Source organism: Neobacillus canaveralius, from assembly GCF_047237705.1.
Classification (GTDB): Bacteria; Bacillota; Bacilli; order Bacillales; family Cytobacillaceae; genus Neobacillus; species Neobacillus niacini_K.
Map to the genome: position 1 here is coordinate 5138452 of NZ_JBDFLL010000001.1, position 23782 is coordinate 5162233.

Sequence of the window (23782 nt, forward strand, 5' to 3'; positions counted from 1 at the left end):
TATTAAACTAAAATATTTTAAAATAGAAACTTTCAAAGAAATTTTTGGAGGATTATGATGGTAACAATTTATGATATTGCCAAGAAAGCAAACGTGTCAGCAATGACCGTATCAAGGGTTATTAATAAATCAGGAAAAATTAGTGAAGAAACAAAAAAAAAAGTGGAATCGGTTATTAAAGAACTAAATTATATCCCTAATAATTCAGCCAGACATTTGATAACCAAAAAAACAAAAATATTATCCTTAATGATTACAGATATATCAAACCCTTTTTTTACAAATGTTGCACGTGGAGCGGAAGATAAGGCAATGCAATTGGGATATCAGCTGCTTTTATGTAATAGTGATGAAAATTTTGAAAAAGAATCGAAGTATATGGATATGCTTATCTCAACAGGTACAGATGGAGTTTTAATCGCTCCGGCGAACAATTCCTCAAAAAAAAATATTAGAAAATTAAGTAAACATGGTATTCCTTTTGTGTTAATTGACCGTAATATTGAAGATTTGGAGTGCGACCAAGTTCTTAGTGATAACGGGACAACCACCCGCCGGTTAATGGAACACCTACTTTCCCAAGGTCATAAAAAAATTGCCATTATCAATGGCCCTTTAGATGTATCAACAGCCCGTGAAAGGCATCAAGCGTATATGGATACGCTAAAAATACATGGAATTTCCATTAATAAAAACTTAATAAAAGAAAGCCAATTTCGTGACAGTGATGTATCAAGTTCAATTCAGCAGCTCCTTGATTTACCAGATTCTGAGCGCCCTACTGCCATTTTTGCCACCAATAATTTTATTGGCATGAATTCAATAAAATTTCTTTACAGCCATAATATAAAAGTTCCTGAAGAAATGGCAGTTGTTTCCTATGACGGAATCCCCAATTATACAGAGAATGAATCACAATTGACTGTTGCAGAACAACCTGCCTACAATTTTGGCTATTTTGGAATACAACTATTAATAGAGCGAATAGAAGGAAAAGCTCCTGAAAAACCTAGGAAAATTGTGCTCCCAGCAGATATTCATATTCGGGCCTCCTCACTTCATAATATTGAGTAAAATTTATCCTGGAACTAGACAAAAAGACAATGGCAAAAAACACCTATTAAGTTAAATACTGGTCTTTATCAGTATTTAAGTAAAGGTGTTTTTTGTATGATTATTTTATCGTATTATTAGCATATTCCGAATCTCCACTTGACCATGTTTTATTATGTATAGGTCTTAGGATTTCAAGAACTTCTTTTAATAGATCATGATCTATTGGTTCTTCCGTCCAAGTAATATTTTTCTTAATATTTTCAACACTAGCGGTACTTACTAGAGTCGTAGGTATTTGTTCATTTAGGACAGCATATTGGATGGCTAACTTGGATATATCCGCTCCATTCCAGGCACAAAAATCAACAGCCTGTTTACAAATTATCCGAATTTCTTGATGAGCAGGATGCCAATCCGGAACCGATCTTGAACTTAATAATCCCATCGACAAAGGAGATGCGTTTATTAATCCAGTTTTTTTCATTTCCAATAAAGGTATAAGCGACAGAAGGGACGTATTATTTAGTGAATAATGGCAATACGATAAAATCACATCCAATTCCGTCTGATTCAGCACCCTTTCAAAAATGGACAATGGAAGTCCCGACACTCCGAAAAAGCGGATTTTTCCCTCCTTTTTCAGTTGCTGTAAAGCTGGTATTCCTTCTTCCATAATTTGATTGTATGAACCAAACTCAATATCATGCAGCAAAAGGATATCTACGTAATCGGTGTGTAATCTTATCAGACTCTCCTCAATACTATCGAAAATTCGCTGCTTTGAGAAATCGAATGCATTTTCTCCGTAACGACCTGCTTTTGTCGATAAAACAAACTTATCTCTAGGAATCTCTCTTATAGCTTTCCCCAGTAAAGTTTCAGCCTTGGTTAGTCCATAATATGGTGATACATCAATTAAATTAATCCCCAGATCAATCGCAGTATGCACAGTTTTTATTCCTTCTGTTTCATCTATATCCCTAAAAACGGAGCCTAAAGATGAAGCTCCAAAACTAAGTGTGGAAACCTCTAATCCCGTATTTCCCAACTTTCTATATTTCACTACAATCACTCCATAACTGCATATTTGTAGGTTTTAATTTGTAAAACTCGAATGCATTTACACCAAAGATCTTTGCTTCTTCTTCTTCTGTTAACCTGCCTGTAAGTATATCCTTTAGAAGTTCATATACTTGATCATAACTGGCTGCTAAAAGACATACAGGCCAATCGCTTCCGAACATTACACGGTTCTTACCAAACACTTGGACAATATGATGGACATAAGCTACAAAATCCTCTTTCTTCCAGTTCATTTGGTCAGCCTCCGTAACCATACCAGATAATTTGCAATAAATATTAGGATATTGAGCAATCTGTTCCATTTGTCTTTTCCAAGGCTCCATTTTTCCTTGTTTAATTTCTGGTTTCGCTATATGATCAATCACTCCACGGATTGGAACTTGCTTCAATAATTCCAATACTGCTGGAAGCTGATCCGACCGGACCAGAAGATCTACAGGAAGATCCAATTCTGAAAAATAGGAAAAAGCCTGCAAGTAATCAGTTTCGAGAATTTTATTTTCATCAGGCATATCTTGAATCATGACACGCATCCCAACGAATTTGGGATTTTGTCTAAACCTGTTTAGATGTTCTTTATACGAAGGATTTTCAAGATCAATCCATCCGACTACACCGGCTATCGTTTCGGACTCATTACTAAGTGAGAGGATAAATTCTGTTTCTTCTATATTTGGAGCCGCTTGAACTACAATGGTTTTATCTATCTTATTTTTTTTCAAGTGAGGTTTTAAATCATTCTCAAGGAAATCACGATACAGTTTAGGGATTTCAGGAGTAATCCAACCATAATCATTCCTGTCTATTTTCCAATAGTGCTGGTGTGAATCAATTCGCATTTATTTATACCCTTTCTAACAGTTAATCTATTTCTCTCAGTTTCTCGTATATATAATTTCCACTTACAGTTCAACCATTGCTTTTATGACGCCCGCTTCAGGATTTAACCAATAGTTAAAGGTATCGAGCATATGCTCAAACTTTGAACGATGTGTAATGTAGGAATCCACATCGATTTTCCCGCTCTGTAAGGATTTGATTACATGATCGAAGTCCTCCATGGTAGCATTCCGGCTGGCCATTAAGGTAAGTTCCTTTGAATGAAAATCCGGATCTGAAAAGACGATATCTGATTTTACCAATCCTACAAAAATCAGTTTTCCTCCACTTGCCGGGTAACGGAATGACTCTGTCATAGATTTGATATTACCTGTTGATTCAAATACAATATCAGGCATATCTCCACCTGTAATTTCTTTTAAATCTTCCATTGGGGATTCTAAAGCATTTATTGTGTAATCAACCTTTGCCCACTGACGGCAAAATTCCAATCGTTTTTCATTAATATCCATTGCAATGACCACCGCACCCGCCTGGCGGGCAAAGGACATTACACCCAAACCAATTGGGCCCGCACCAATCACAAGAACAAAATCCCTCTCTTTTATTTCAGAACGTCTGACCGCATGGGCACCGATACTTAAGGGTTCAATTACAGCTGTTTGATCCAGTGACAGCCCTTCTGTATTAATCAAATGGTGGTAAGGCACAGAGATTTTTTCACTCATGCCCCCGTCGATATGTACTCCTAAAACTTTCATATGTGTACAACAGTTTGTCTTTCCTTTACGGCAGGCAACACATTCACCACATTCCATATAAGGAATAATGGAAACCTGATCGCCTGCCTTTAAACCAAGTTCATTTTCGCCAATAGACTCTATGACCCCTGCAAGTTCATGACCAAGTACTCTTGGGTAGTAAAAGAAAGGCTGATTTCCTTTATATGCATGCAAATCGGTACCACAAATGCCAATTCGTTTAATGGCAACGATGGCTTCTCCTTCTTTTTGCATTGGGTGTTCTACTTCGGATAATTTAAAAACATTGGGTTGGTCACAAACAATTGATTTCATCTTTATTCACTCCTCTTCTAAAATAACTTGCATCCGAATGGCATTTCTAAAGGTTAAAATACTCTATCAAATTACGAAGGATCATCATGATGTTAATTCGATGTTATCGATAACACAAGTTTAATATAGATGTGTTCTTTACGTCAATAAGGAGACTTCATTCGGATAAAAAAACAGCCTTTAGAGTAAAGTGAACTATCCCATGGATAGCAGACATTGAAAAAAAAAAGTGCCCCTTTCTGGGGTAGCGTTGGAGAGAAACATTTGAAAGGTTTAGAGAGGAAGGTTTCCTTACGGAACGCTGAGGCAATGATTAAATTCCAGAAGCAAACAGGATACAGATAACAGCTATAAATGGATTGTTAAATTTTATTTTCCCGGAATAAAATAAAGTTTTTCGATAGTGAAATGAAGAGAAACCTGAGAAAAGACAGACAGGGAAAGGGTTTGTACCGAAAAAGACCCGGAAATCGGAAAAGTTTATTTTACCGAAAACCGAGTCTGAATCGGAAATGTTTATTTTGAGTAAGAAGAGTTTGTTATTTTGTTACATCTTTTAAGCAGTTAATAAAGACATTTTCTCACACGCTTTTTTTACAATTGTTGATATGTCTGACTTGATGGGCTTTTTTATCACACTTTTTGGTCTGTTTTTAATTTTAATTGATGATGAATTGTGGAAAAATTCCATTTTAACATATAGAACTTTTATTTTTTAGTTACACTTTAATATAAGTTGCGCTACACATTCCACATGTGTAGAATACTGGTCACTACATTACTTTACAAAAAAAGGGTTAGAAAAACGGTAATGGATAATAATATCCTTGTTTTCCTTCACCTCTATTTTATGCATAAGCTTGTGTAGTAACTCTGGTGTAATATCATTTATATCAATTACCTTTTTTAGTTCTTTTTGCACTTTTTGAAGCATTTCCGTACTTTTCGTATATTGCTTCAACATTTCTTTCTTTTGAAGAATATCTGATTGTAGCTTTTTTATTTCGCTTCTATTTTCATTGACCGCTTCATCATAATCAAGCTTTTCTATAACTTCATTCGCTAATAACTTCAGGAACTTTTTATTTTCCTTTTTTAGCTCGCTAATTTTATTTTCCTTCTTTTCTATTTCCTTAGAAAGCATTTGTTCCTGCTTTTTAATTTTTGGCTTTACTTTTTTAAGTAAACCTTCTTCATCTACAGAAGCGGAAATGATCTTTCTTAAATCATCTAAGACTGTTTCCTTGATGTAATTTTCCTTCACGCTATGACTGGTACAAGCACGCACCCCATGTTTTCGATACCGTCCACATACATATCCATTACGATTTTTTAAAAACCATAATCCAGTTCCACAATCTGCACAATAGATAACGTTCGTGAATAAATGAATTTTTGCTTTCGGTCGCTTCATATATCTGCTTTTCATAATATTTTGCACCGCTTCAAATTCTTCTCTTGGAATGATTGGCTCATGTGTATTCTTAATCACAATCCAATCTTCTTGAGCAACTTCATCTCTAACTTTATCAACCACGCTCCGTACTTTTGTCCGCCCTTGGGCTAAGTCACCTGTATAATGTGGATTTTTTAAAATGGTTTTAATCGTTGAACCATGCCAAAATTGTCCTGCATTTTTCTTTCCTGCAACTTGAGCGGGAGTGGGATATCCCGCTTCATCCATCTTTTTTGCAATAGCTTCCAAACCGACTCCTTGAACATAAAGGGAAAATATCTTTTCAACCGCTACAACGGTTTCATCATTTCGAGGATATAGCTTTTTATTTTTCAAAAAGTATCCATAAGGAGGGTGAGAGCCTTTGAACTCACCCTTTAACGCTCTTTGCTCCAAAGCGGTTTTTATACGGGATGACATCCTCTGGCTCTCTTCTTCATACAACCATGCGTATAAACCAAATTTATCCGTATTATCTTCAAGCGTGTTAATTGCACCGTCTAAAGTAATGAAGTGTATTTTATTGGAATGTAGTACCCTTTTAATCTTGTAAGCTAATTCTCCATTTCTTGCAATTCGGGATAATTCTTTCGCAAGAATACAGTCAAATTTTCCTTTTTCCCCGTCATCAATCATTTGTTGGAATGAAATTCGCTTATCTGTTGTCCCGCTCTCGACATCAACATACACTTCATGCAGTTCCCATTGCTTTTCTGCAATAAAGTTATAGAAAAGTTGTTTTTGATTTTCTAAGCTTTGCTTTTGTTCATCACGATCAGTTGAAACCCTAACATATACCGCACATCTCATATAAATCCCGCTCCACTCTGAGATGCAACAGTGAGCATCCTAATTATACCCCAAATCACTTGATGCCTGTTCTACTATATTTAGGATTTCCTTTTCAAAATAAAGGTGAATAACATCAAAAATAGAAAATTCATTTAAAAAAATACGATATACCATAGAACATTCCTCCCATATTGTTCAGTTTTATACCGATTTTGTTACGCTTTCCATTTCACTTCTGTTACGTTCATACTTTGAAACACATCTTCTAAGGCTACTTCTTTTTTAAACAACAGTTGTTCTCCTTCTTCCTTTAGTAGCAGTAAATACTTTGCTAATAGCTCCAATCGTTTTTCTATCGGTACTAAGTTAAAATCCAACTTGTCGAAACCGTCCATAAGCTTTTCAACCACTGTCCCAAAAGCAACAATACGTGAGCGCTTAGCCACAAAATACTGTTCATATATAGCTGTAAGTTCCATAGCGTATAAATTAGCAATTTCCGTTTCAAATTCTTTTGCCCATTCAACTAAGGTCGATTTTGCTACTCCAAGCTCCTTGGAAATAGAATCATAGCTGTATCCCTTTGCTCGTAACTCGATAAATTTTTGCTTTGTTTCTAATGGTTTCATATTAAATTCCTCCTACCATTGATTTGATTTCATACAGCATTACAGCATTACTTTTTTAAAAACTTTTATAATGCTGTAATGATGTACACTTTACCTAGCTAATCTGGCTTAGTACGTCATCAGTAAGTGTAATTAACACAGAATCTTTCCCATGCGAATTTTTTTGAACAGTAATATTTCCCCATCCATAACTTTCAATCAACTCGAATAATTGTTTTGCATCTTCGGCACTTCTTATTCCACACCACCCATTTGAATATACTGTACGGGTAGTAATAGTCCCGCCTTCTTGTTTGATCTTTCCCAATACATTCATCACACGTTGTGTTTCAATATCGGAATTAGCAAATGATACAAGCTTTAAAAAATGACTTTTAAAATAGTTTGCTAAACGAATAGCACCCTGGATATCCATCTCGGTTATTTTTTCACTCTCTTTTTCTCCATCTGCTAGTCTTAATAGATGGATAATGAGTGCAAAAGAAATACAGTAACCTCTTAATTTCGCCCAATGTCCTTTTAGAAGCTCAGTAAACTTTGCATCCTCCGATTCCTCTACAGTTTCGTTATGCCATTTTTCATAAATTTCCCTCGCCCCGCCTATAAAAAGAACAACTATTGGCTCTTCAGTTAGCTTAATTTGGTACAATTTAAAAAGTGTTTCTTCATAGATTTCTTCAAGCTGAGGAGGGATTTCCTGTTCGCTCCAATACGGCGGAAAAGAATTTGGATAACAAAATAATATACGTTCGATTAACCCATCTGAAATATAATTGTTTAGAATACTTTTAATCACGTCAGGTTGAGCAGTACCGGTAACATTTATTAATGGGTTTGGTAAATAAAGCTTTTCACTTTTTCTATCGCTTGTTACAGCCGTACCGTTCCATAATTTAAGCCATCGTTGCCTATCATTGCCCTTACCGCCCTTATACTGATTCATTCCATTTAACCATCCCGCAAGCTCGTCACTTTCAAACAAAATCCCTCTAGGATTGTCCTTGTTTAATTCAATGACTGCTTCAAGTGTTGCATCACTTGTAAATGCCCGCTTTACGACAGGTTTTGAAGTTTTGCCTTCCTCCGAATTTAATTCGTACTCTTCTATTGCTTGTTCATATTCCTCATGAAGTTGTTCTTGTATTTTCTGTAATGGCTTTAATGCCACGTCTTTTGCTGGGGATTTTGCATATCCGGATGAACCGATTGAACATGTCCAAAGGATAGCTTTTTTCTTATATCCCGCTTTTATTTCCGCAACATGCGTATTACCAATGATCGTACCCACGATTGACAGAAATGGTACAGCTATATAGTCAATAGGGCAAGAAATGGCTTTAGATGCAACAGTAAATAAACCTTTTACGCTTGTTGGAAAGATTTCAAGCGGAAATGCCTTTACTTTCGTAATTGGAAGCGGCTTGGGGGTATGTTCATCCCCATTTATCTCGAATGGTTGCAAGATTCCTTCTTGACTGTCTCTTTTATGGTATTTAAGAGCGCTATTAAATATATTTTCTATTTCAGCTGCCTTAAGTGGCATATTCAGTAAGTGCTTGTTCATATACATCAGTATCTGCTTTAATTCATCGGCTTTCTTTCCGTAATAAAGTAGCCGGCAAGCATGTTCAAAAAGCGTTTGATTCCTTGAGCCTTCAATGATAGGAATAGGGATCATGTCCCTTTCCTTGGGCTTGTCTTTTATCGGATTAAACATAAATGGCATATCATCTAGTGGATCGTTGCAACAATAAAGCCACCGACGATTTTCAGTGCCCTTTGTAGGCACTACAAAATAACCTTTATTTTCAAGACGATAATCTACTTCAATACCAATCTCCGTTAATGTTTTAACCGTCTGCCTAGTCACTTTACGATTATCTTTAAAAATAAATTGGTAGCCATTCGGTGTTTGAATCGCATGAAAAGAAGCCTTGTCTTTCATTAGTTGCTGATACATGTAATCGCCTATTTGCTTGTCGTCTATATCTATTAAGATATGATTATCAGGAACAATCATTCCAAGCCAACCGCCCTGTTCTATCCACTCGCCCAAGGCTTCACGACTAGGATTCATATAACTTTCCTGAGTAAAGTCTCTGTCGATGGGTGCTTTTGCTCTTTTATAATCCATGTTCTGATCAGCGTATCCAACTAGGCGGATGAATTTTAAAGGGATTCCTTTAAACAATTCTACTAGTTCAAGTTGTTTCAAAATTTTTATTGGGTTAACCTCCATTTGCAATTCACCTCGTCATATAAAATCTCCCTTCATTTTGTGGATGTATGAAAACTGTTTTTCACTTTTTGCTGTTCCCGATGTAACCACTCCCCATAATCCAAAGAAATCACCTCATCACAATATCCAAGCCCATTTAATATCTCTAACATTTTCTTCGGTATCTTCTTAACTCGTCCATTTTCAACCCGTACAAGCGTTTCATAACTTAAATCTGTTAATAACGACATTTCCTTTAATGACAATTTTAGCGTTTCTATTCGTAGCTTTTTAATAGGGTTCATCGCTACTAGCCACCTCTCTTAATTTTTAAGGCAAAATTGTTGTTGTCTATGATGTTGCCTTAATTTGTTATATGCTAGAAAGATTAAAGGAATACTTTTCTTTCGCTCGACAATTTCTGCAAAAACCATTTCATTTGGTTATTGAAACCTTTTCCTTTGTCTACCGTAATTAATAAATAAGTAAAGATCATTTGTACGCTGTAAAAAAGTGTAGGATTTGCGAGAAGGAAATTTATGTCCTTAAATGCTTTATTATTTGCTGGTGTAGCTGGAGTTCTTACATTTATAGCTGTCGGTGACTTTTACGGATTATTAATTACAAATATCCTTTTGGGACTGATTGCAGGGAAGTTGATGGATAAAAAATGAAGTTGGCAGAAGTGATTTAAAGAAACGAAAAAGGAGATAGGGATAAACGTATGGAGAATGTAGCCTTTTATTTATAGCTTTTGGAATACTTGTTATAAAGGCTTGTGTATCTTCAACAACGGGCCAGATTGTGGAGGAACACTCTTAAAGAAAATTGGATATCTATGTTACATTTTAGAAGAGATTGTGAAGATTTCTACTTAAAGTAAAGGGCAGGTTGGGAAAAGAAGGAAAAAGATAATTAGAGATAGCATTAGGAAAATACAGGTATACAACGTTAAGCAAATCCACATAAAAAAGCCTAATTTCCTGCTTACAGAACCTAGAAATTAGGCTTTAGTTACTTCAGAAAAGCACCTTTTGGTAATTAAAATATAGATTCTCTCGAATACAGGATGCTTACCAGAATCTATAAAAACTTTGTCATATAAACGATTTATCCTGTGCGGTAAGAGTAAAGTAAATACATCAGTTTTAGCTTATCTATGCATTGCTATATATTCAGTATCTCTTCTTTAGTTAGTTGACTTGATTTTTGTTTTTTAATAATAATTACAAATAGGCTTGCTAATAAACAGAAAACTCCTGCCAAGAAGAACGCCCAAGTGTAAGAATTGAAAAATTTATAGATTATACCTCCACCAAAAGCAGCTACTGCAGCACCTGCCTGATGAGAAGCAAAAATCCAACCATAAACAACTCCACTTTTATTCTTGCCGAAGATTTGTCTTGAGATACTAATAGTTGGCGGTACAGTTGCAATCCAATCTAATCCATAAAATATAGTAAAGATAACCAGCATAGTGATGGAACCTTCACTTAATGAATAAGGAAGTAATACGAGTGAAGCCCCTCTTAGACTGTAATACCAAAATAATAGCCATCGGTTATCGAAACGGTCTGACAGCCAACCTGATAGGGTTGTTCCTACTAGGTTAAAAACTCCCATAAATGAAAGAAACGAAGCTGCAGTAACTAAAGGAACTCCAAAACTAATACAGTAAGAAACAAAATGTGTACCAATTAATCCGTTTGTTGAAAGCCCACAAATGAAGAAACTACCGGCTAATAACCAAAATTCCTTCACTTTCACAGCGTCTAATAAACCATTGAAAGCAATAACAATAGGATTTTTCTTTTGAACTTCATCGCTCTCTTGTGTTTCTTCCTCAAGTCCATATGGAAGAATACCAACATCCTTCGGTGAATTTTTCATAAATAAAAAGATTATGACAAGCATAATGAAACTAAGGATCATAATTAATCCAATCGCCCATCGCCATGAATAATTATTGATAATAATCGCTAAGACAGGAAGTAGAATTAACTGACCTGTCGCCGTACTTGCAGTTAATATTCCTACTGCAAGTCCCCTTCTTTTCTCAAACCAATGATTCGCAACATATGGACTTAATACCGTTAAAAAAAGACTCGATCCTAATCCAATAATAAAGCCCCAAATGATGATCAGCTGCCATGATTGATTCATAATGAAGGTTAGCATGATACCTGTCAGCAGTGTTGCCATAGAAACTATCATCATTTTTTTTAACCCAATACCATCTAATAATGCTGCTATAAACGGTCCTGATATGCCATATAAAAAAAGACTAATTGCAAAAGCAAGTGCAATAACAGATCGATCCCAGCCAAATTCATTTTCGAAGGAATCTATGAAAACCCCTGATGAAGATATGACGATTCCCGCTACAATAATTGAGAAAAATGTTATGGAAAGAATAAACCAGCTATAGTGAATACGTTTCAAAACCTCACCTGCATTCTCAGTGTAAGATGCCTTCTAATCCCAAGTAGATACTTAAAATATTTGTCTGACTTTTTATGTTCACTTCATGGTGTTATTTTACCGTTTCTACCTATAGATTCCCGATAATTTAATATTCCTTCTTAGACAGATCTAATTGAAAAATAAATGAATCTCTATCAGGGTAGTCATATTTGATCGGCAAATCCTCTTTAATAATCTCCTTAAATCCCACCTTTTTATAAAAACCATGTGACCTAGTAGCTTTAGATGGAGTATCCAAAATTACCTTAGTAAACCCTTGTTTCCTCGCAAAATCAAGTAATCCATTATAAAGATCCATTCCTATTCCAAACTCTTTACCACGATAATCTTCATAAACGAAAAATTTCTTTAATACTGCAACCTCATTGGTTTTCTTTTGTAAACCAATAGAACCTACAACCTCTCCGTTTTCATTTAATGCTACCCAAAAGTTACCACCGTCATTTATATAATTCGATTGAATGTCTAGAATATCTGGTTGTTCTTCGACACCAATACCCACATCATATTCAACATTCTGTACGTACAATATTAATTTAATGACTTCTTCTTTGTACCTATCATCGTAAACCGTAATCATTTATTAACTCCTCCAAATGTGTTTGTAAAAAGAATGCTATTTATATTTTTGTAATGGAACTATTGAATTAATCTGTTGTTCCTGCTTTAAAAAGAAAATCAACAATCAGAATTTAACAGAGCCTTATTTAAAGTAACATCTACGGGTCAAGTTGGAACCGTGAATCACAATCTAGGAAATTACATGAAACGGGGGAAAACCTTGGGTGATTCCTTGGAAATCAACTTTCTGACAAAGCTATGGGATTAAGTTTTGTCTTTAATTTTGTTGTATTAATAGTTGATCTATTCAAAAATTAGAATTTTTCTTTATCCTTTTCGATCAGAGCCATTGTACATCTAGAAATACAGATAAGCTTATCATTATGCTCATCTGTAATTTTAATTTCCCAAACCATGGTTGTTTTCCCTTTATGGATTGGAAAACCAGTAGCTCTCACAGTTCCTTCGCTCTTTCCACGAATATGATTGGCGTTAATCTCCAATCCAACCGCATATTCTTTCTCCATATCCAAGAGATTCCAACTTCCTACACTTGCCACAGTTTCGGCCAAGACTACCGAAGCTCCCCCATGAAGCTGTCCAAAGGGTTGTCTGGTTGCATCATGAACAGGCATCGTAGCAACAACCTTCTCACTTGACACTTCAACGATTTCAATTCCAAGTGCATCCAATATCGTCTTCATATAATATCCTCCTGTTTTCTATTTTTCTTAACATTAACTCGTAATTAATTATTAGTAAAATTGAATTTTGTGAAGTTATCCATTGTTTTTTTTGATACTATAGAAGTAATAGTAAAATAAAAGTTGGTGAAATGATGGAAATACGCCATTTTGTTACGTTTAGAAAGGTCATTGAAACGGGTAGTTTCACACTAGCAGCAGAACATTTAGGTTACACTCAATCCACGGTGACTTCTCATATTCAGGCGCTTGAAGAACATTTAGGTGCACCTCTGTTTGATCGGATGGGTCGAAAGGTAAGATTGACTGATGTTGGAAAAAATTTGTTGCCCTATACTCAAGAGATTTTAGATACCTATGGAAAGATCGAAAGCATTACCAGTGATGGAGAGGATATGAGAGGGGAATTAAAGATTGCGGCTCCGGAATCTCTAACGGTATACAGACTAGAACCAATATTAAGAGAATATAGAAAGAAGTTTCCCCATGTAAACATCAGTTTAAATAACGCCACATGTAGTGATAACAAGAGAGCAATACTTAATGGCAGTGCGGATATTGCATTTGTCATGATGCCACAATTGCAGGATTCAGAGTTAATTGTCCATTCGTTGTTGGACGAGCCTATTGTACTTGTTGGAAGCCCTGACTGCTCGCTGAATAATTTAGATAACAGTTATGAAAATCAAAAGATAAGCGAGTGTTTGATTGCGAATGAGAAAGAATGCAGCTATCGAACGATGTTTGAAGAATACCTTAGAGAACGGGGAATCGTACCTTCCCAAACGATGGAGCTTTGGAGTATAGAAGCGATGAAACGTTGTGTAATGAGTGGGCTTGGTATTGCTTGTTTACCATTAATGACTGTAAATGATGAAATCAAGGAAGGAAGGTTAAAAATTATTCCCTGCGTTGGTGGCTTTAAACAGATATTCTCCCAAGTCGTTTATCACAAAAGTAAGTGGATTTCCCCAGCTTTATCAATGTTTATCGATATTACTTTGAAACATGCAAGAGACTGGTCATGTGCAGAGACTACTTGTTACAGCGAATAGGGTGCTTTTCTTTAATAAGGTTTAAGCAATGTTCTTCAACAATCGGGCGCTATTGCTGAAAAAATTTATCAGAAAACAATTCTACACTTTTATTCGATTATCCAAAACATTTAAGCCCCCTTGATTAGGAAAAGGGGGCTTTTGCTCACTGTCACATTTCTTTATTTATCTTTCAATATGAGTAGTGAACAGCACTCCACGTGTGCCGTCTGAGGAAACATATCTACAGGTTGAATATATTTCACTTCGTATTTAGCACTTAACAAATTGATATCTTTTGCCAAAGTAGAAGGGTTGCATGAAATGTAAATGAGCTTTTCGGGTGCTGTTTGTAGAATCGTTTGGATTAACTGCCCGTCGAGACCGGTTCTTGGCGGGTCAACTACGATCACTTCTGGCTTCCAACCCTTTTTCGTCCATTTAGGAAGAACCTCTTCTGCTTTTCCTGGTACATATTTAGTGTTGGTAAACCCGTGACGTTTGGCATTTTTCTTTGCGTCCTCTATTGATTCTGGAATTACGTCCATTCCACGTACTTCAGCAGCCTGTTCAGCCAGCCACAAACCAATGGTTCCTACGCCACAATAAGCATCCACTATTTTTTCTTTACCAGTCAGCGCCGCTGCCGATTTTACTTCATTATAAAGCTTAATGGTTTGGACAGGATTTAACTGAAAGAAAGTCCTTGCGGATAACTCAAACTGGAGATCTCCCAATGTTTCTTGAATGAACTCTTCACCTGCTAATGGCAATGTTTCCTCTCCAAAAATAAGCGATGTTTTCTGTTCATTAATGTTCTGAACGATGGATTTCACATTAGGAAGTCTTTTTTTGATTTCCTCAATGATTTGTTCTTTTTTGGGTAACTCTTTTTGATTTGTAATAAGAACAATCTGGAGCTCGCCACTTTCCACTCCTACTCGGGTAACGATTGTACGAACAATCCCTTTACGTGTTTTTTCATTATAAATCGTGATTTTTAGTTCTTCTAGAATCTTTTTAACAGCATTAACTGCTTCATTCGTTTGTGAATGCTGTACCGCACAATGTTCAATATTAATTAATTGGTGAGAGTTAAGGCCATATAGTCCTGCTAAAACCTTTCCATCTCTACCTGCGAGCTGAAAACTGCTTTTATTCCGATATCCCCAAGGGTCTTCCATTCCGATGGTTTCTCGAATATCAAGTTTATCCACTGCAAACCGGGTATGACGTTCAAGCGATTGAATGATAATATCCCGCTTTTCTTTTAACTGTTGGCTATATTTTAAATGCTGCAGCTGACAACCGCCGCATTCCTCATAGACTGGACAAGGAGGCTGAACACGATGCGGTGATTTAATACGTATCTTTTTTATTTTTGCCTCTGCAAATTTAGGGTTAATCTTTGTTGCCTCTACCACTACCTCTTCTCCAGGTAGTGCTCCTGGCACAAAAACTACCTGCTTTTTAAAATAACCGACTCCTTCTCCGTTAATGCCGAGTCGTTTAATGGTTAAAGGAAAGGTCTGTTTTTCTTGTATTTTAATTGATTGATCTGTTTTCATTTCGTTCACTCCAAATTCCGGTTCCTGTTTGATATCACCGTATTATAGCATTATTAACAGAGAAAAGCCGAATTCTTCACGAATCCAGCTTTTTCTAATTATTTTCTCCAGAAACTCGGAATGATCTTTGAAAGACCTTTCTTTTCCGGTTTGAATTCATCTAGACTTTTAAATTTATAGCCCTTCTTTTTCAAATCCTTAATCACTTTTTCAAGCGCATCGGCATTATCCTTTGAAACGGTGTGAAGCAGTAAAACACTTCCAGGATGAATTTGTCTCATAATGTTAAGGTAAGAATACTCCCAGCCTCTTTGAGCATTAGTGTTCCAGTCGACAAAAGCTAATGACCAGAAAACATGGGTATAGCCTTCTTCCTTCGCAATCTGCATCGTTCTCTCGCTAAAAACGCCTCTTGGAGGACGTAGATACTTCATTTTCTTTTGACCTGTAATCTCTTTTGTTTTAACCTTCACTTTTTGAAGTTCCTCACGAATTCGCTCATCACTGATTTCTGTCATATTGGGATGGTGCCAAGAATGATTGCCAATGATATGACCTTCATCGACCATCCTCTTCGTCAATTCAGGCTGCGATAATAGGTAATGTCCCGTTACAAAAAAAGTTGCCGGAACTTTTTCCTTTTTCAATACATCCAAGATTTGACCGGTATATCCTGCTTCATACCCATTATCAAAGGTTAGATATAGGATTTTTGAATTTGGATCTCCCTTATAAAAAGCACCATACTTTTCAAGGATCTTTTCATACTCCGCTCCAGCATCAGGCGGCTGTTCATCCACAGCTTTTTTAAATCCCCAATGGATCGGCTTATTGGGAACGTAACCATATGTAACCTGAGGTACCATTAACAGCAGCAAACTAAGGATGCATAACAACTTTTTCATCCATGTTCCCCCTATTTTGTTTTTTATAGTATTTGTTTGTCATTGGGAAACATGATTAGTATTTTAAGGAAAAAGGGGTGGTTGGTGATAGACACGACCTTTATTTGTTCCTGTATAAGGGAGATTTAATAAGGAAAGGAGATAAGTAGCAGCTCTTGCAGAAGGAAGCTGAAGGAATTTCACTAATTCTTGATTTGTTATAGTTGGTTTGATTAGAAGAAAATATTCATTTATTGCTTTGATAAAGGGATCTCTAGCTTTCATTTTACAAGATAAACAATCCCAATATCGACCTCTATATAGCATTGGAATAGAAAGACATCTTGGGCACTGCACTCCGGTTATTTCGCTTTTATGAATGCCGTATTTTTGTAAAATATCAGTCATCAATGGTGTATGTTGAGTTTTTAATAATTTACATAGTTTACCTATTGTTTTATCATCAATTACATCCTTGTTATAGAACTTGTCATTTTCCTCAATCTTTTGTAAAACATTCTCTGCACGCGTAACTCTTTTATCCGCCTCTATATATCCCGGGCTTATTACTATGTTTGATGTTGTATTAGCAACACAGACTAAGTGTTCTATTGGAATTACTGGAATTTTATTTTTCTCAAAGAAGTATTTAAGAAGAATTTTATGGTTGTTTGCTTGTGTAAGGGGATTTTGGAAGATATCACTTTCAGTTGATCCTGAGAGAGTGCGAGTTAATTGATTTTTTTCAAACAAAAGTGTTCCTGCGTAGTTCTTTGATTCAATGAGCAAACCAGATTTAGCCGACATCATGAGGGAATCGATTTGAAAAAAGTTTTTTCCAATTGGCAGCCTCAACCCTTGAAAAATATGATGCCTTTTTGGAGGAAGAGATTTTAAAAAGTAATCAACTGTCTTTTCTCCTCGATAACCAGCAGATAACTTTTTAAGATTTCCTAATACCTCTGGAAATTTCGGGTGATTTTTATCTAGTCTCCCAACAAGTGCCTCATGTTTTACTAAATCATTTGATTTGGTTAGTTCTAAATCAAACAAATTATCCCTCCTACATTGTTTTGGATAGTAATTTCTCGGTGAACATATGATTATCCTTTAATAAGATAATTTGTTCAATTTATATACACATTTATAACAAGTTGGTTAATACGTATTTATACGCTTGGGCCACATATCTACACAAATCTAAATATATCTACACACTTTACGACGATATCTACACAATTCTCGTTTTTATCTACTATATGACCGATTACCGAACGATCCCAAAAAAGACATTCAGTATTTAAGGTAATATATCTACACAAATCTTAATTATATCTACAAGAATATAAATGTTATCTACATACTTTATCCTAATATCTACACAAATCTTAAATTTATCTACACATTTCCCGAATATATCTACAAATCGACCAATCCGCATACACAAAAAAGAGCAAACCCCATAATGGAGCCTGCCCAAAAAAAACCTTAATTAAAAACCTTATCCTTAAACTGTGCTAACTTCTCTAAAGAAGACTTATCCACATCAGCATGCAAACTGTTTCCGTGTGAATCCATGGTAACGACAGCTGTGAAGCCTTCCACCCGAAGGTGCCACATGGCTTCAGGGATACCAAATTGCATGAGGTCGACACCTTCAACACCTTTAATGCAATCTGCATAATACTGAGCAGCGCCGCCGATAGCGTTCAGATACACACCACCATGTTCTTTAAGCGCAGCCAGCGTCCGCGGACCCATTCCGCCTTTACCAATAACAGCGCGGATACCAAATCGCTTCATAATGTCACCTTGATAAGGCTCCTCACGAATACTTGTAGTTGGGCCGGCCGCTTTAACATGCCAAACTCCATCTTTATCCTTGAGCATAACCGGACCACAGTGGTAAATGACTTGTCCATTTAAATCCACTGGCGCATCGTGATCAGACAGGTATTTATGAATAGCATCACGACCGGTATACATCATACCATTAATTTGAACAACGTCCCCTACCTTTAATTCGCGGATTTGTTCTTCTGTGATTGGTGCTTGCAGCGTAATAACGTCATTAGCACGCGCAGCTGCTGTTTCTTTTTCCGCTTCTGTTTCCGTGAAATCAATCAAATCGCCTTCCTGGTACATCCACTCGTTAATTTCTCCTGACACTGGATCAATACTTACACCTAAGCGGCGGAATGCCCAACAATTGTAAGCCACAGAAACATAGAAGCTTGCAGGAATTCGGTTCATGACTCCCACTTTACAGCCTAACAGCGTTGCCTCTCCACCAAAGCCCATCGTACCGATACCCAATTTATTGGCATTTTCTAGAACATACTCTTCCAACTTGCGTAAATCTTCATTTGGATTAACATCATCCAACGAACGGAATAACTGTTCCTTTGCTAAATCATAGCCAGATGAACGGTCACCGCCAATACCTACTCCAATGAAACCAGCACTGCATCCTTGGCCTTGTGCTTGATAAACAGAGTGCATGACACATTTACGAATGCCATCAAGGTCACGTCCAGCTCTTCCCAGTCCTTCTAATTCACATGGAAGACTATACTGGATGTTTTTATTTTCACAGCCGCCGCCTTTTAAAATCAAACGAACGTCAATATAATCCTTTTCCCATTGATCAAATTTCATAACTGGCAAACCGGCACCAAGATTGTCGCCGCTGTTTTCACCTGTCAAAGAATCAACAGAGTTTGGACGAAGTTTACCTTCTTTTGTCGCGATGACGATTGCATTTTTAATTGCTTCTTTTATTTCTAATTGGTTAACACCAACAGGCGTTTTAATTTTAAAAGTTGGTAATCCGGTATCCTGGCAAATAGGTGAGACTTGATCATCTGCCATTTTAATATTATTTGTAATGGTTGCGAGGCTCATTGCTGCACTGGTACCTGCGTTTTCCTTCTCCTTAGCCGCTTTAACTGCACGGCGCACATCCTTTGGCAGCTTTGTAGAAGTTTCAACCACTAACTTGTACATGCTTTCCTGAAATTTCTCGATATTCACCTAAATATACCCCTTTCCCCATGTCCGATTTGCAATCTATTTAAAAATTACAACTATTTGACGATTATTATTATACTCCTATAAACAAATCTTTTAAAGGTAAAGGTTTTCAAAAAAATAGAGCCTGTAATTAAACAGACTCTGGTGCTTCGCGATGATTGAATTCTTTACATTTTGATTCTAGTTCATCAATCATTTTAATTAAGTTGTCAATATCATCAAGATCCGTATCCTCTGGATCGATTGCGTCTAAAACATCTAGAAACATGTTTAAACGTTGCTTTAAAAAGCTAACTTGTGTATTTTTATCATGCGTCGGACTACCCAAATTTGATCTCCCCCTTCCATGCAAATTATCTTACACTTTCCTCATCACTTTTTCAAAAAAGAACCCCTACGACCTTGGTAGGAGTTCTTTCTCCATCATCATCTTGGTCTTTCTGAGGCAGCAAAACCAAAGGAAACATGGTCTTGAACCGGAATCCATGCTCCGATTCCTTGTGACGTTACATTTTTAATGACAATTACTTTTTTGTTTCCCTTAAGCATTAAATATACTTCTCCGTAGGTAACTTTCCCTTTTTCATTCACTGCCGGAGCGTATGCATATAGGTATCCTAAGCGGTTGACTGGTATATTGTAGACATGATCGTTTTTCGTTCCTGCACCGATAATCGTATCAAACGCTAGTGGTAGACGTGTTTTTTCCATAGCTTTTAGCAACATCATTTTTTTAACATCTTCCGCGTTTGCGATTTTTGCTGTTAACCCGCCGCGGATAATTTTTTGTGCTTCTTGAACATAGTGAATCTGGTAAGGTACCTTCCCGCCGCGATTATCATAGTAGTTTGTATTAATTTTTTGATATTCCCAGTTGGGTGCAGTTTCCGTTGATTCATAATTTAATGGCCACTGACCTAGATATACGATTGCTCGATAACCAAGGGCAAAGGGTGTACTATTAATGCTTGACTCATTTAGCATACGAATTAAATCTGGATTTTCTATCTTCACCTTGGAAGAGTCAATCAGCTGCTTCGTTAATTCACTAGGCTGCAAAGTCGGCAGGTCCTGAGTTGAATTGGGATACGTATTTTCCTTCGTAATATTACGTACTGAAGAAGGTATTTGATAGGTCGCAGGTTCTATTTTAGCATTTTTGTTTTCAGCAGAGGCTGTTGGCAGGATTGCTAACAGTAGCAGCAGTGTCACTACGACAGGAAACAATTTTTTCACAAGAAAAAACTCCTTTCACAATATGGCAGTAATAAGTCTGCTTATAGTGTTTTCGGAGTTAAAAACTTTTATCCATAACCTCAAATTATTTCAATATTCCCCTTGAGAATTTCTGTATTGGTACCATCATTATTACCTTTACCATCATGCCCTTGTATTTCCTAAAAAAAATATAATCTGAACATTTACAAAATTCAATTAATCAATTATACTATACTTAACCTTTAAAAAAGGAGGGCAGTAATCAATCGACGAATCATTTACTTTAAGGAGGTTGGGATACCAATTATATATGAAATTCAACACTCGTGTTTTTCTATTATAAAATAAACATGAAGGTTGGTGATTGATGGTCCCAAGAAACGCGATTGGTATTACCCCACAAACGCATAATGTTTGAATTATAGAACAGTTAAAGGATTTACCCTTACATCGAATTGTATAATTAATAAAAGACTCTGCGCCCTCAGGCACAGAGTCTTTTTACGCTATAGCAGGAAGAATCCTATGCCCATAATGAAATATGCAGCAAGTAAGGTGAGTCCCTCAAACCAGTTGGATTCACCGTCATTTGAAATGACAACCATCAAGAGGACCGAGGTTACCATTGCAATTAACTCTGGCATTGTAAAAACAAGCGGCATGGTTTCAGTAAAGAATAGTGAAACGAGGACGAGAACAGGTAATACAAACATGGCAATTTGCAGAGTAGAACCAATTGCAATTTCAACAGCGATGTCCATTTTATTTTTATATGCCATAACAATGGCAGATGCATGTTCTGCTGCATTTCCCACAATTGCAACGATTATTACCCCGATAAATAATTCCGACCATCCAAATGATTCAGCAACATATTCAAACGTATGAACAAGATTCTCAGATATGTAGGCGACTGCGAGTGTTGCTGCTAATAAAACCCCAATTGCCTTCCCCTTGCTCCATTCAGGTTCTTCCTCATGATGCTCCCCAGATTTCTCACTTTGATAAACCCCTCGGTGTGTAACAAGTTTAAAGAATAGTGCTGCAAGATAAAGCAAGATTAGAATAACGGATATCCCAATACTTAACGTTAAGGTTTTGGTTTCATTCATTTCCATTGAAAATACTTCAGGGATCACGAAAGCCACAATAACGGCGAACATTAGAAGTCCTGAATTATGTCTGGCATCATGGACGTTAAAAGCCTGCCGTTTAAACTTTATCCCCCCAATAAAAAAGGATAAACCTGCAACAAGCAGGAGATTACCGAGTACAGACCCTGTTAAGGAAGCCAGCACCACTCCAACTAATCCAGCTTTTAAAGCAAAGATTGAAATAATTAATTCTACTGCATTTCCGAATGTTGCATTTAGCAGTCCTCCTATACGCGGTCCGGCAACAATCGCTAAACTTTCCGTTGCCCTCCCCATATAACTGGCAAGAGCGATAATTGACACACAGTAAACAATAAAAAGGATCATGGTTGGCCAGTGCATTAATGTCCCAATCACGGAAAGCGGGACTCCGATAAAAGTAAGCAGCATAAATATTTTTCCCACAGTTTCTCCTCCTAGTGGCTAACATAGAAAATAAATATGATAAAAGTGTATAAAAATTCCTCCAGTATGATAGTTCCCTATTTTTCTGTTATTTAACATGATTGAAGAATATTTTTCTTGCAAATACTTTATTTTCCCGATACCATCGAATGGAAATTAATTATTAAACAAACGAGGAATCTTCTATGAATAAAAGTTCCCATCGATTATGGATATTAGTTACAATTGTCGCCATTTCTGGTTTCTCACAAGGAATGCTGCTGCCATTAATCGCAGTTATTTTTGAAAAAGGCGGGGTTTCCTCTTCTCTTAATGGATTAAATGCCACCGCACTTTATATTGGAATTCTTCTGGTTTCTCCTTTTATGGAAGCACCGCTTCGAAAATATGGTTATAAACCAATAATTATTATCGGCGGCGGGCTGGTGGTTGCGGCATTGGCAATGTTTCCATTGTGGAAATCCTTTTGGTTTTGGTTTGGCTTACGAGCACTCATTGGGATAGGTGACCATGCCTTGCATTTTGCGACACAAACCTGGATTACTTCCTCCTCTCCTTCCGAGAAAAGAGGGCGGAACGTATCATTGTATGGATTATTTTTTGGAATTGGATTTGCGAGTGGACCATTAATGACTCCTCTCGTTGATGTAAATGAAGCATTGCCATTTATCGTTTCCTCTATTTTATGTTTAATTGGCTGGGTATTCGTTTTTACACTTAAAAACGAATTTCCTGAACAAGAAGTTGGAATCAATTCATTTTTCAACACCATTAAACGCTTTAAAAAGACCATGAAATATGGCTGGATAGCCTTCCTTCCAACTTTCTGCTATGGTTTCTTAGAATCTTCCTTAAACGGCAGCTTTCCAGTGTATGCTTTACGAAGTGATATCGACGTAGCGAGTGTCTCCTTGGTGTTAACTGCCTTTGCCATTGGAAGTGTCATCACCCAGCTGCCATTAGGTGTTCTAAGCGACCAATATGGAAGAAGAAATATTTTGATGATTGTATTGCTTCTTGGATTCTTAAGTTTTTCAGCTGCAAGTATATTTGAACAGTCGTTTATCGGGCTATTCATCTCCGTGCTTTTATCAGGAATGGTAGTAGGATCAACATTTTCTCTTGGCATTAGTTATATGACGGATTTAGTGCCAAAGACATTGTTGGCGACCGGAAATTTATTATGTGGAATCTTTTTTAGCTTAGGCAGTTTAAGTGGTCCGATTATTGGCGGTCTTTTTATACAATTTTTCGAAAGGATAAGCTTCTTTTATATTATAAGTACCATGCTGTTAATCTTATCAATCGTCATTTATGTATTTGGGAAAAAGACATTTTCAGTTGCCGAGCAACACCATTCTTAACCTATATTTTTGGAGCATTTACCTATATTAAACATAGACTATATGATAAAATAGAATTAAATTAATCTAATAATTGTTTTTGTAAGACTGCTGTCATCTTAATTGATGACAGCTTTCGTGTTTTTTAGGGGTAATGATTTTGATTATTTTTCTCAATTAGTAGAAAGCGGAAGCGCCTTGTCCAGGGGCAACAGGCATAAGACGAGCCGGCGAGAAGGTTGTT

General features: G+C 36.5%; 21 protein-coding genes. 4 read left to right on the forward strand and 17 right to left on the reverse strand.

Annotated features, from left to right (window positions below):
- Positions 1–57 precede the first annotated feature (57 nt).
- Complete coding sequence (locus ABC255_RS25160; RefSeq protein WP_412997745.1) at positions 58–1074, forward strand: LacI family DNA-binding transcriptional regulator; 1017 nt, start codon at positions 58–60, stop codon at positions 1072–1074.
- Between the two features lie 100 nt (positions 1075–1174).
- On the opposite strand, the gene ABC255_RS25165 is transcribed toward ABC255_RS25160, so the two are convergent.
- The 7 genes from ABC255_RS25165 to ABC255_RS25195 form a co-directional block, all read right to left on the reverse strand.
- A complete protein-coding gene (locus ABC255_RS25165) occupies positions 1175–2119 on the reverse strand; it encodes an aldo/keto reductase (RefSeq protein ID WP_412997746.1) in 945 nt (314 codons plus the stop codon).
- Positions 2109–2978: an amidohydrolase family protein gene (locus ABC255_RS25170; protein ID WP_412997748.1), complete on the reverse strand. Its 870-nt coding sequence runs from the start codon at positions 2976–2978 to the stop codon at positions 2109–2111. Before ABC255_RS25170 ends, ABC255_RS25165 begins: the two co-directional genes overlap by 11 nt.
- 63 nt (positions 2979–3041) lie before the next feature.
- Positions 3042–4055: a zinc-binding alcohol dehydrogenase family protein gene (locus tag ABC255_RS25175; RefSeq protein WP_412997750.1), complete on the reverse strand. Its 1014-nt coding sequence runs from the start codon at positions 4053–4055 to the stop codon at positions 3042–3044.
- Between the two features lie 778 nt (positions 4056–4833).
- Positions 4834–6321, reverse strand: a complete 1488-nt coding sequence (locus ABC255_RS25180; protein WP_412997751.1) for a recombinase family protein — start codon at positions 6319–6321, stop codon at positions 4834–4836.
- 197 nt (positions 6322–6518) lie between these two features.
- The gene (locus ABC255_RS25185) at positions 6519–6932 is read right to left on the reverse strand and encodes a helix-turn-helix domain-containing protein (RefSeq protein WP_412997753.1); all 414 of its coding nucleotides are present in this window, start codon (positions 6930–6932) and stop codon (positions 6519–6521) included.
- A 94-nt stretch (positions 6933–7026) separates the two neighbouring features.
- Positions 7027–9171 (reverse strand): DUF3987 domain-containing protein, encoded by a 2145-nt coding sequence (locus ABC255_RS25190; protein ID WP_412997754.1) that lies wholly within the window; start codon positions 9169–9171, stop codon positions 7027–7029.
- Between the two features lie 32 nt (positions 9172–9203).
- Entirely contained in the window at positions 9204–9455 is a 252-nt protein-coding gene (locus ABC255_RS25195; protein WP_412997756.1) for a hypothetical protein, read from the reverse strand.
- A gap of 234 nt (positions 9456–9689) precedes the next feature.
- Here ABC255_RS25195 and ABC255_RS25200 point away from each other — a divergent pair, with 234 nt between their 5' ends.
- Complete coding sequence (locus tag ABC255_RS25200; RefSeq protein ID WP_412997758.1) at positions 9690–9824, forward strand: hypothetical protein; 135 nt, start codon at positions 9690–9692, stop codon at positions 9822–9824.
- A 493-nt stretch (positions 9825–10317) separates the two neighbouring features.
- Here ABC255_RS25200 and ABC255_RS25205 read toward each other — a convergent pair whose 3' ends face one another.
- From ABC255_RS25205 to ABC255_RS25215, 3 genes are all read right to left on the reverse strand, one after another.
- The gene (locus ABC255_RS25205; RefSeq protein ID WP_412997760.1) at positions 10318–11592 is read right to left on the reverse strand and encodes an MFS transporter; all 1275 of its coding nucleotides are present in this window, start codon (positions 11590–11592) and stop codon (positions 10318–10320) included.
- A 127-nt stretch (positions 11593–11719) separates the two neighbouring features.
- Positions 11720–12214, reverse strand: a complete 495-nt coding sequence (locus ABC255_RS25210) for a GNAT family N-acetyltransferase (protein ID WP_412997762.1) — start codon at positions 12212–12214, stop codon at positions 11720–11722.
- 295 nt (positions 12215–12509) lie between these two features.
- Positions 12510–12899, reverse strand: coding sequence for a hotdog fold thioesterase (locus tag ABC255_RS25215; RefSeq protein ID WP_412997764.1), 390 nt, complete (start codon positions 12897–12899; stop codon positions 12510–12512).
- Between the two features lie 134 nt (positions 12900–13033).
- Here ABC255_RS25215 and ABC255_RS25220 point away from each other — a divergent pair, with 134 nt between their 5' ends.
- Entirely contained in the window at positions 13034–13954 is a 921-nt protein-coding gene (locus ABC255_RS25220) for a LysR family transcriptional regulator (RefSeq protein ID WP_412997766.1), read from the forward strand.
- A gap of 161 nt (positions 13955–14115) precedes the next feature.
- Here ABC255_RS25220 and rlmD read toward each other — a convergent pair whose 3' ends face one another.
- From rlmD to cax, 7 genes are all read right to left on the reverse strand, one after another.
- Entirely contained in the window at positions 14116–15501 is a 1386-nt protein-coding gene (gene rlmD, locus ABC255_RS25225; RefSeq protein WP_412997768.1) for a 23S rRNA (uracil(1939)-C(5))-methyltransferase RlmD, read from the reverse strand.
- Between the two features lie 98 nt (positions 15502–15599).
- Positions 15600–16406 (reverse strand): delta-lactam-biosynthetic de-N-acetylase, encoded by an 807-nt coding sequence (gene pdaA, locus ABC255_RS25230; RefSeq protein ID WP_335532447.1) that lies wholly within the window; start codon positions 16404–16406, stop codon positions 15600–15602.
- Between the two features lie 63 nt (positions 16407–16469).
- Entirely contained in the window at positions 16470–17438 is a 969-nt protein-coding gene (locus ABC255_RS25235; protein ID WP_412997770.1) for a nuclease-related domain-containing protein, read from the reverse strand.
- Between the two features lie 435 nt (positions 17439–17873).
- The gene (locus ABC255_RS25240) at positions 17874–19418 is read right to left on the reverse strand and encodes a fumarate hydratase (RefSeq protein ID WP_412997771.1); all 1545 of its coding nucleotides are present in this window, start codon (positions 19416–19418) and stop codon (positions 17874–17876) included.
- 130 nt (positions 19419–19548) lie between these two features.
- Entirely contained in the window at positions 19549–19746 is a 198-nt protein-coding gene (locus ABC255_RS25245) for an SE1561 family protein (protein WP_179603753.1), read from the reverse strand.
- Between the two features lie 98 nt (positions 19747–19844).
- Positions 19845–20654 carry a YfkD famly protein gene (locus ABC255_RS25250; protein WP_412997773.1) on the reverse strand — a complete coding sequence of 270 codons (810 nt, stop codon included), beginning with the start codon at positions 20652–20654 and terminating at the stop codon, positions 19845–19847.
- 488 nt (positions 20655–21142) lie between these two features.
- Entirely contained in the window at positions 21143–22195 is a 1053-nt protein-coding gene (cax, locus tag ABC255_RS25255) for a calcium/proton exchanger (protein WP_412997775.1), read from the reverse strand.
- Between the two features lie 185 nt (positions 22196–22380).
- Between cax and ABC255_RS25260 the strand changes: the two genes are divergently transcribed.
- Positions 22381–23559, forward strand: coding sequence for an MFS transporter (locus ABC255_RS25260; RefSeq protein ID WP_412997777.1), 1179 nt, complete (start codon positions 22381–22383; stop codon positions 23557–23559).
- Positions 23560–23782: the final 223 nt, after the last annotated feature.

Bases quoted from the DNA above. Each gene is read 5' to 3' on its own strand.
- ABC255_RS25210 (WP_412997762.1), bottom strand. From the start codon at position 12,214: ATGATTACGGTTTACGATGATAGGTACAAAGAAGAAGTCATTAAATTA.
- ABC255_RS25190 (WP_412997754.1), bottom strand. From the start codon at position 9,171: ATGGAGGTTAACCCAATAAAAATTTTGAAACAACTTGAACTAGTAGAA.
- rlmD (WP_412997768.1), bottom strand. From the start codon at position 15,501: ATGAAAACAGATCAATCAATTAAAATACAAGAAAAACAGACCTTTCCT.
- ABC255_RS25185 (WP_412997753.1), bottom strand. From the start codon at position 6,932: ATGAAACCATTAGAAACAAAGCAAAAATTTATCGAGTTACGAGCAAAG.
- ABC255_RS25260 (WP_412997777.1), top strand. From the start codon at position 22,381: ATGAATAAAAGTTCCCATCGATTATGGATATTAGTTACAATTGTCGCC.
- ABC255_RS25170 (WP_412997748.1), bottom strand. From the start codon at position 2,978: ATGCGAATTGATTCACACCAGCACTATTGGAAAATAGACAGGAATGAT.
- ABC255_RS25180 (WP_412997751.1), bottom strand. From the start codon at position 6,321: ATGAGATGTGCGGTATATGTTAGGGTTTCAACTGATCGTGATGAACAA.
- pdaA (WP_335532447.1), bottom strand. From the start codon at position 16,406: ATGAAAAAGTTGTTATGCATCCTTAGTTTGCTGCTGTTAATGGTACCT.
- ABC255_RS25160 (WP_412997745.1), top strand. From the start codon at position 58: ATGGTAACAATTTATGATATTGCCAAGAAAGCAAACGTGTCAGCAATG.
- ABC255_RS25220 (WP_412997766.1), top strand. From the start codon at position 13,034: ATGGAAATACGCCATTTTGTTACGTTTAGAAAGGTCATTGAAACGGGT.
- ABC255_RS25195 (WP_412997756.1), bottom strand. From the start codon at position 9,455: ATGAACCCTATTAAAAAGCTACGAATAGAAACGCTAAAATTGTCATTA.
- ABC255_RS25215 (WP_412997764.1), bottom strand. From the start codon at position 12,899: ATGAAGACGATATTGGATGCACTTGGAATTGAAATCGTTGAAGTGTCA.
- ABC255_RS25175 (WP_412997750.1), bottom strand. From the start codon at position 4,055: ATGAAATCAATTGTTTGTGACCAACCCAATGTTTTTAAATTATCCGAA.
- ABC255_RS25200 (WP_412997758.1), top strand. From the start codon at position 9,690: ATGTCCTTAAATGCTTTATTATTTGCTGGTGTAGCTGGAGTTCTTACA.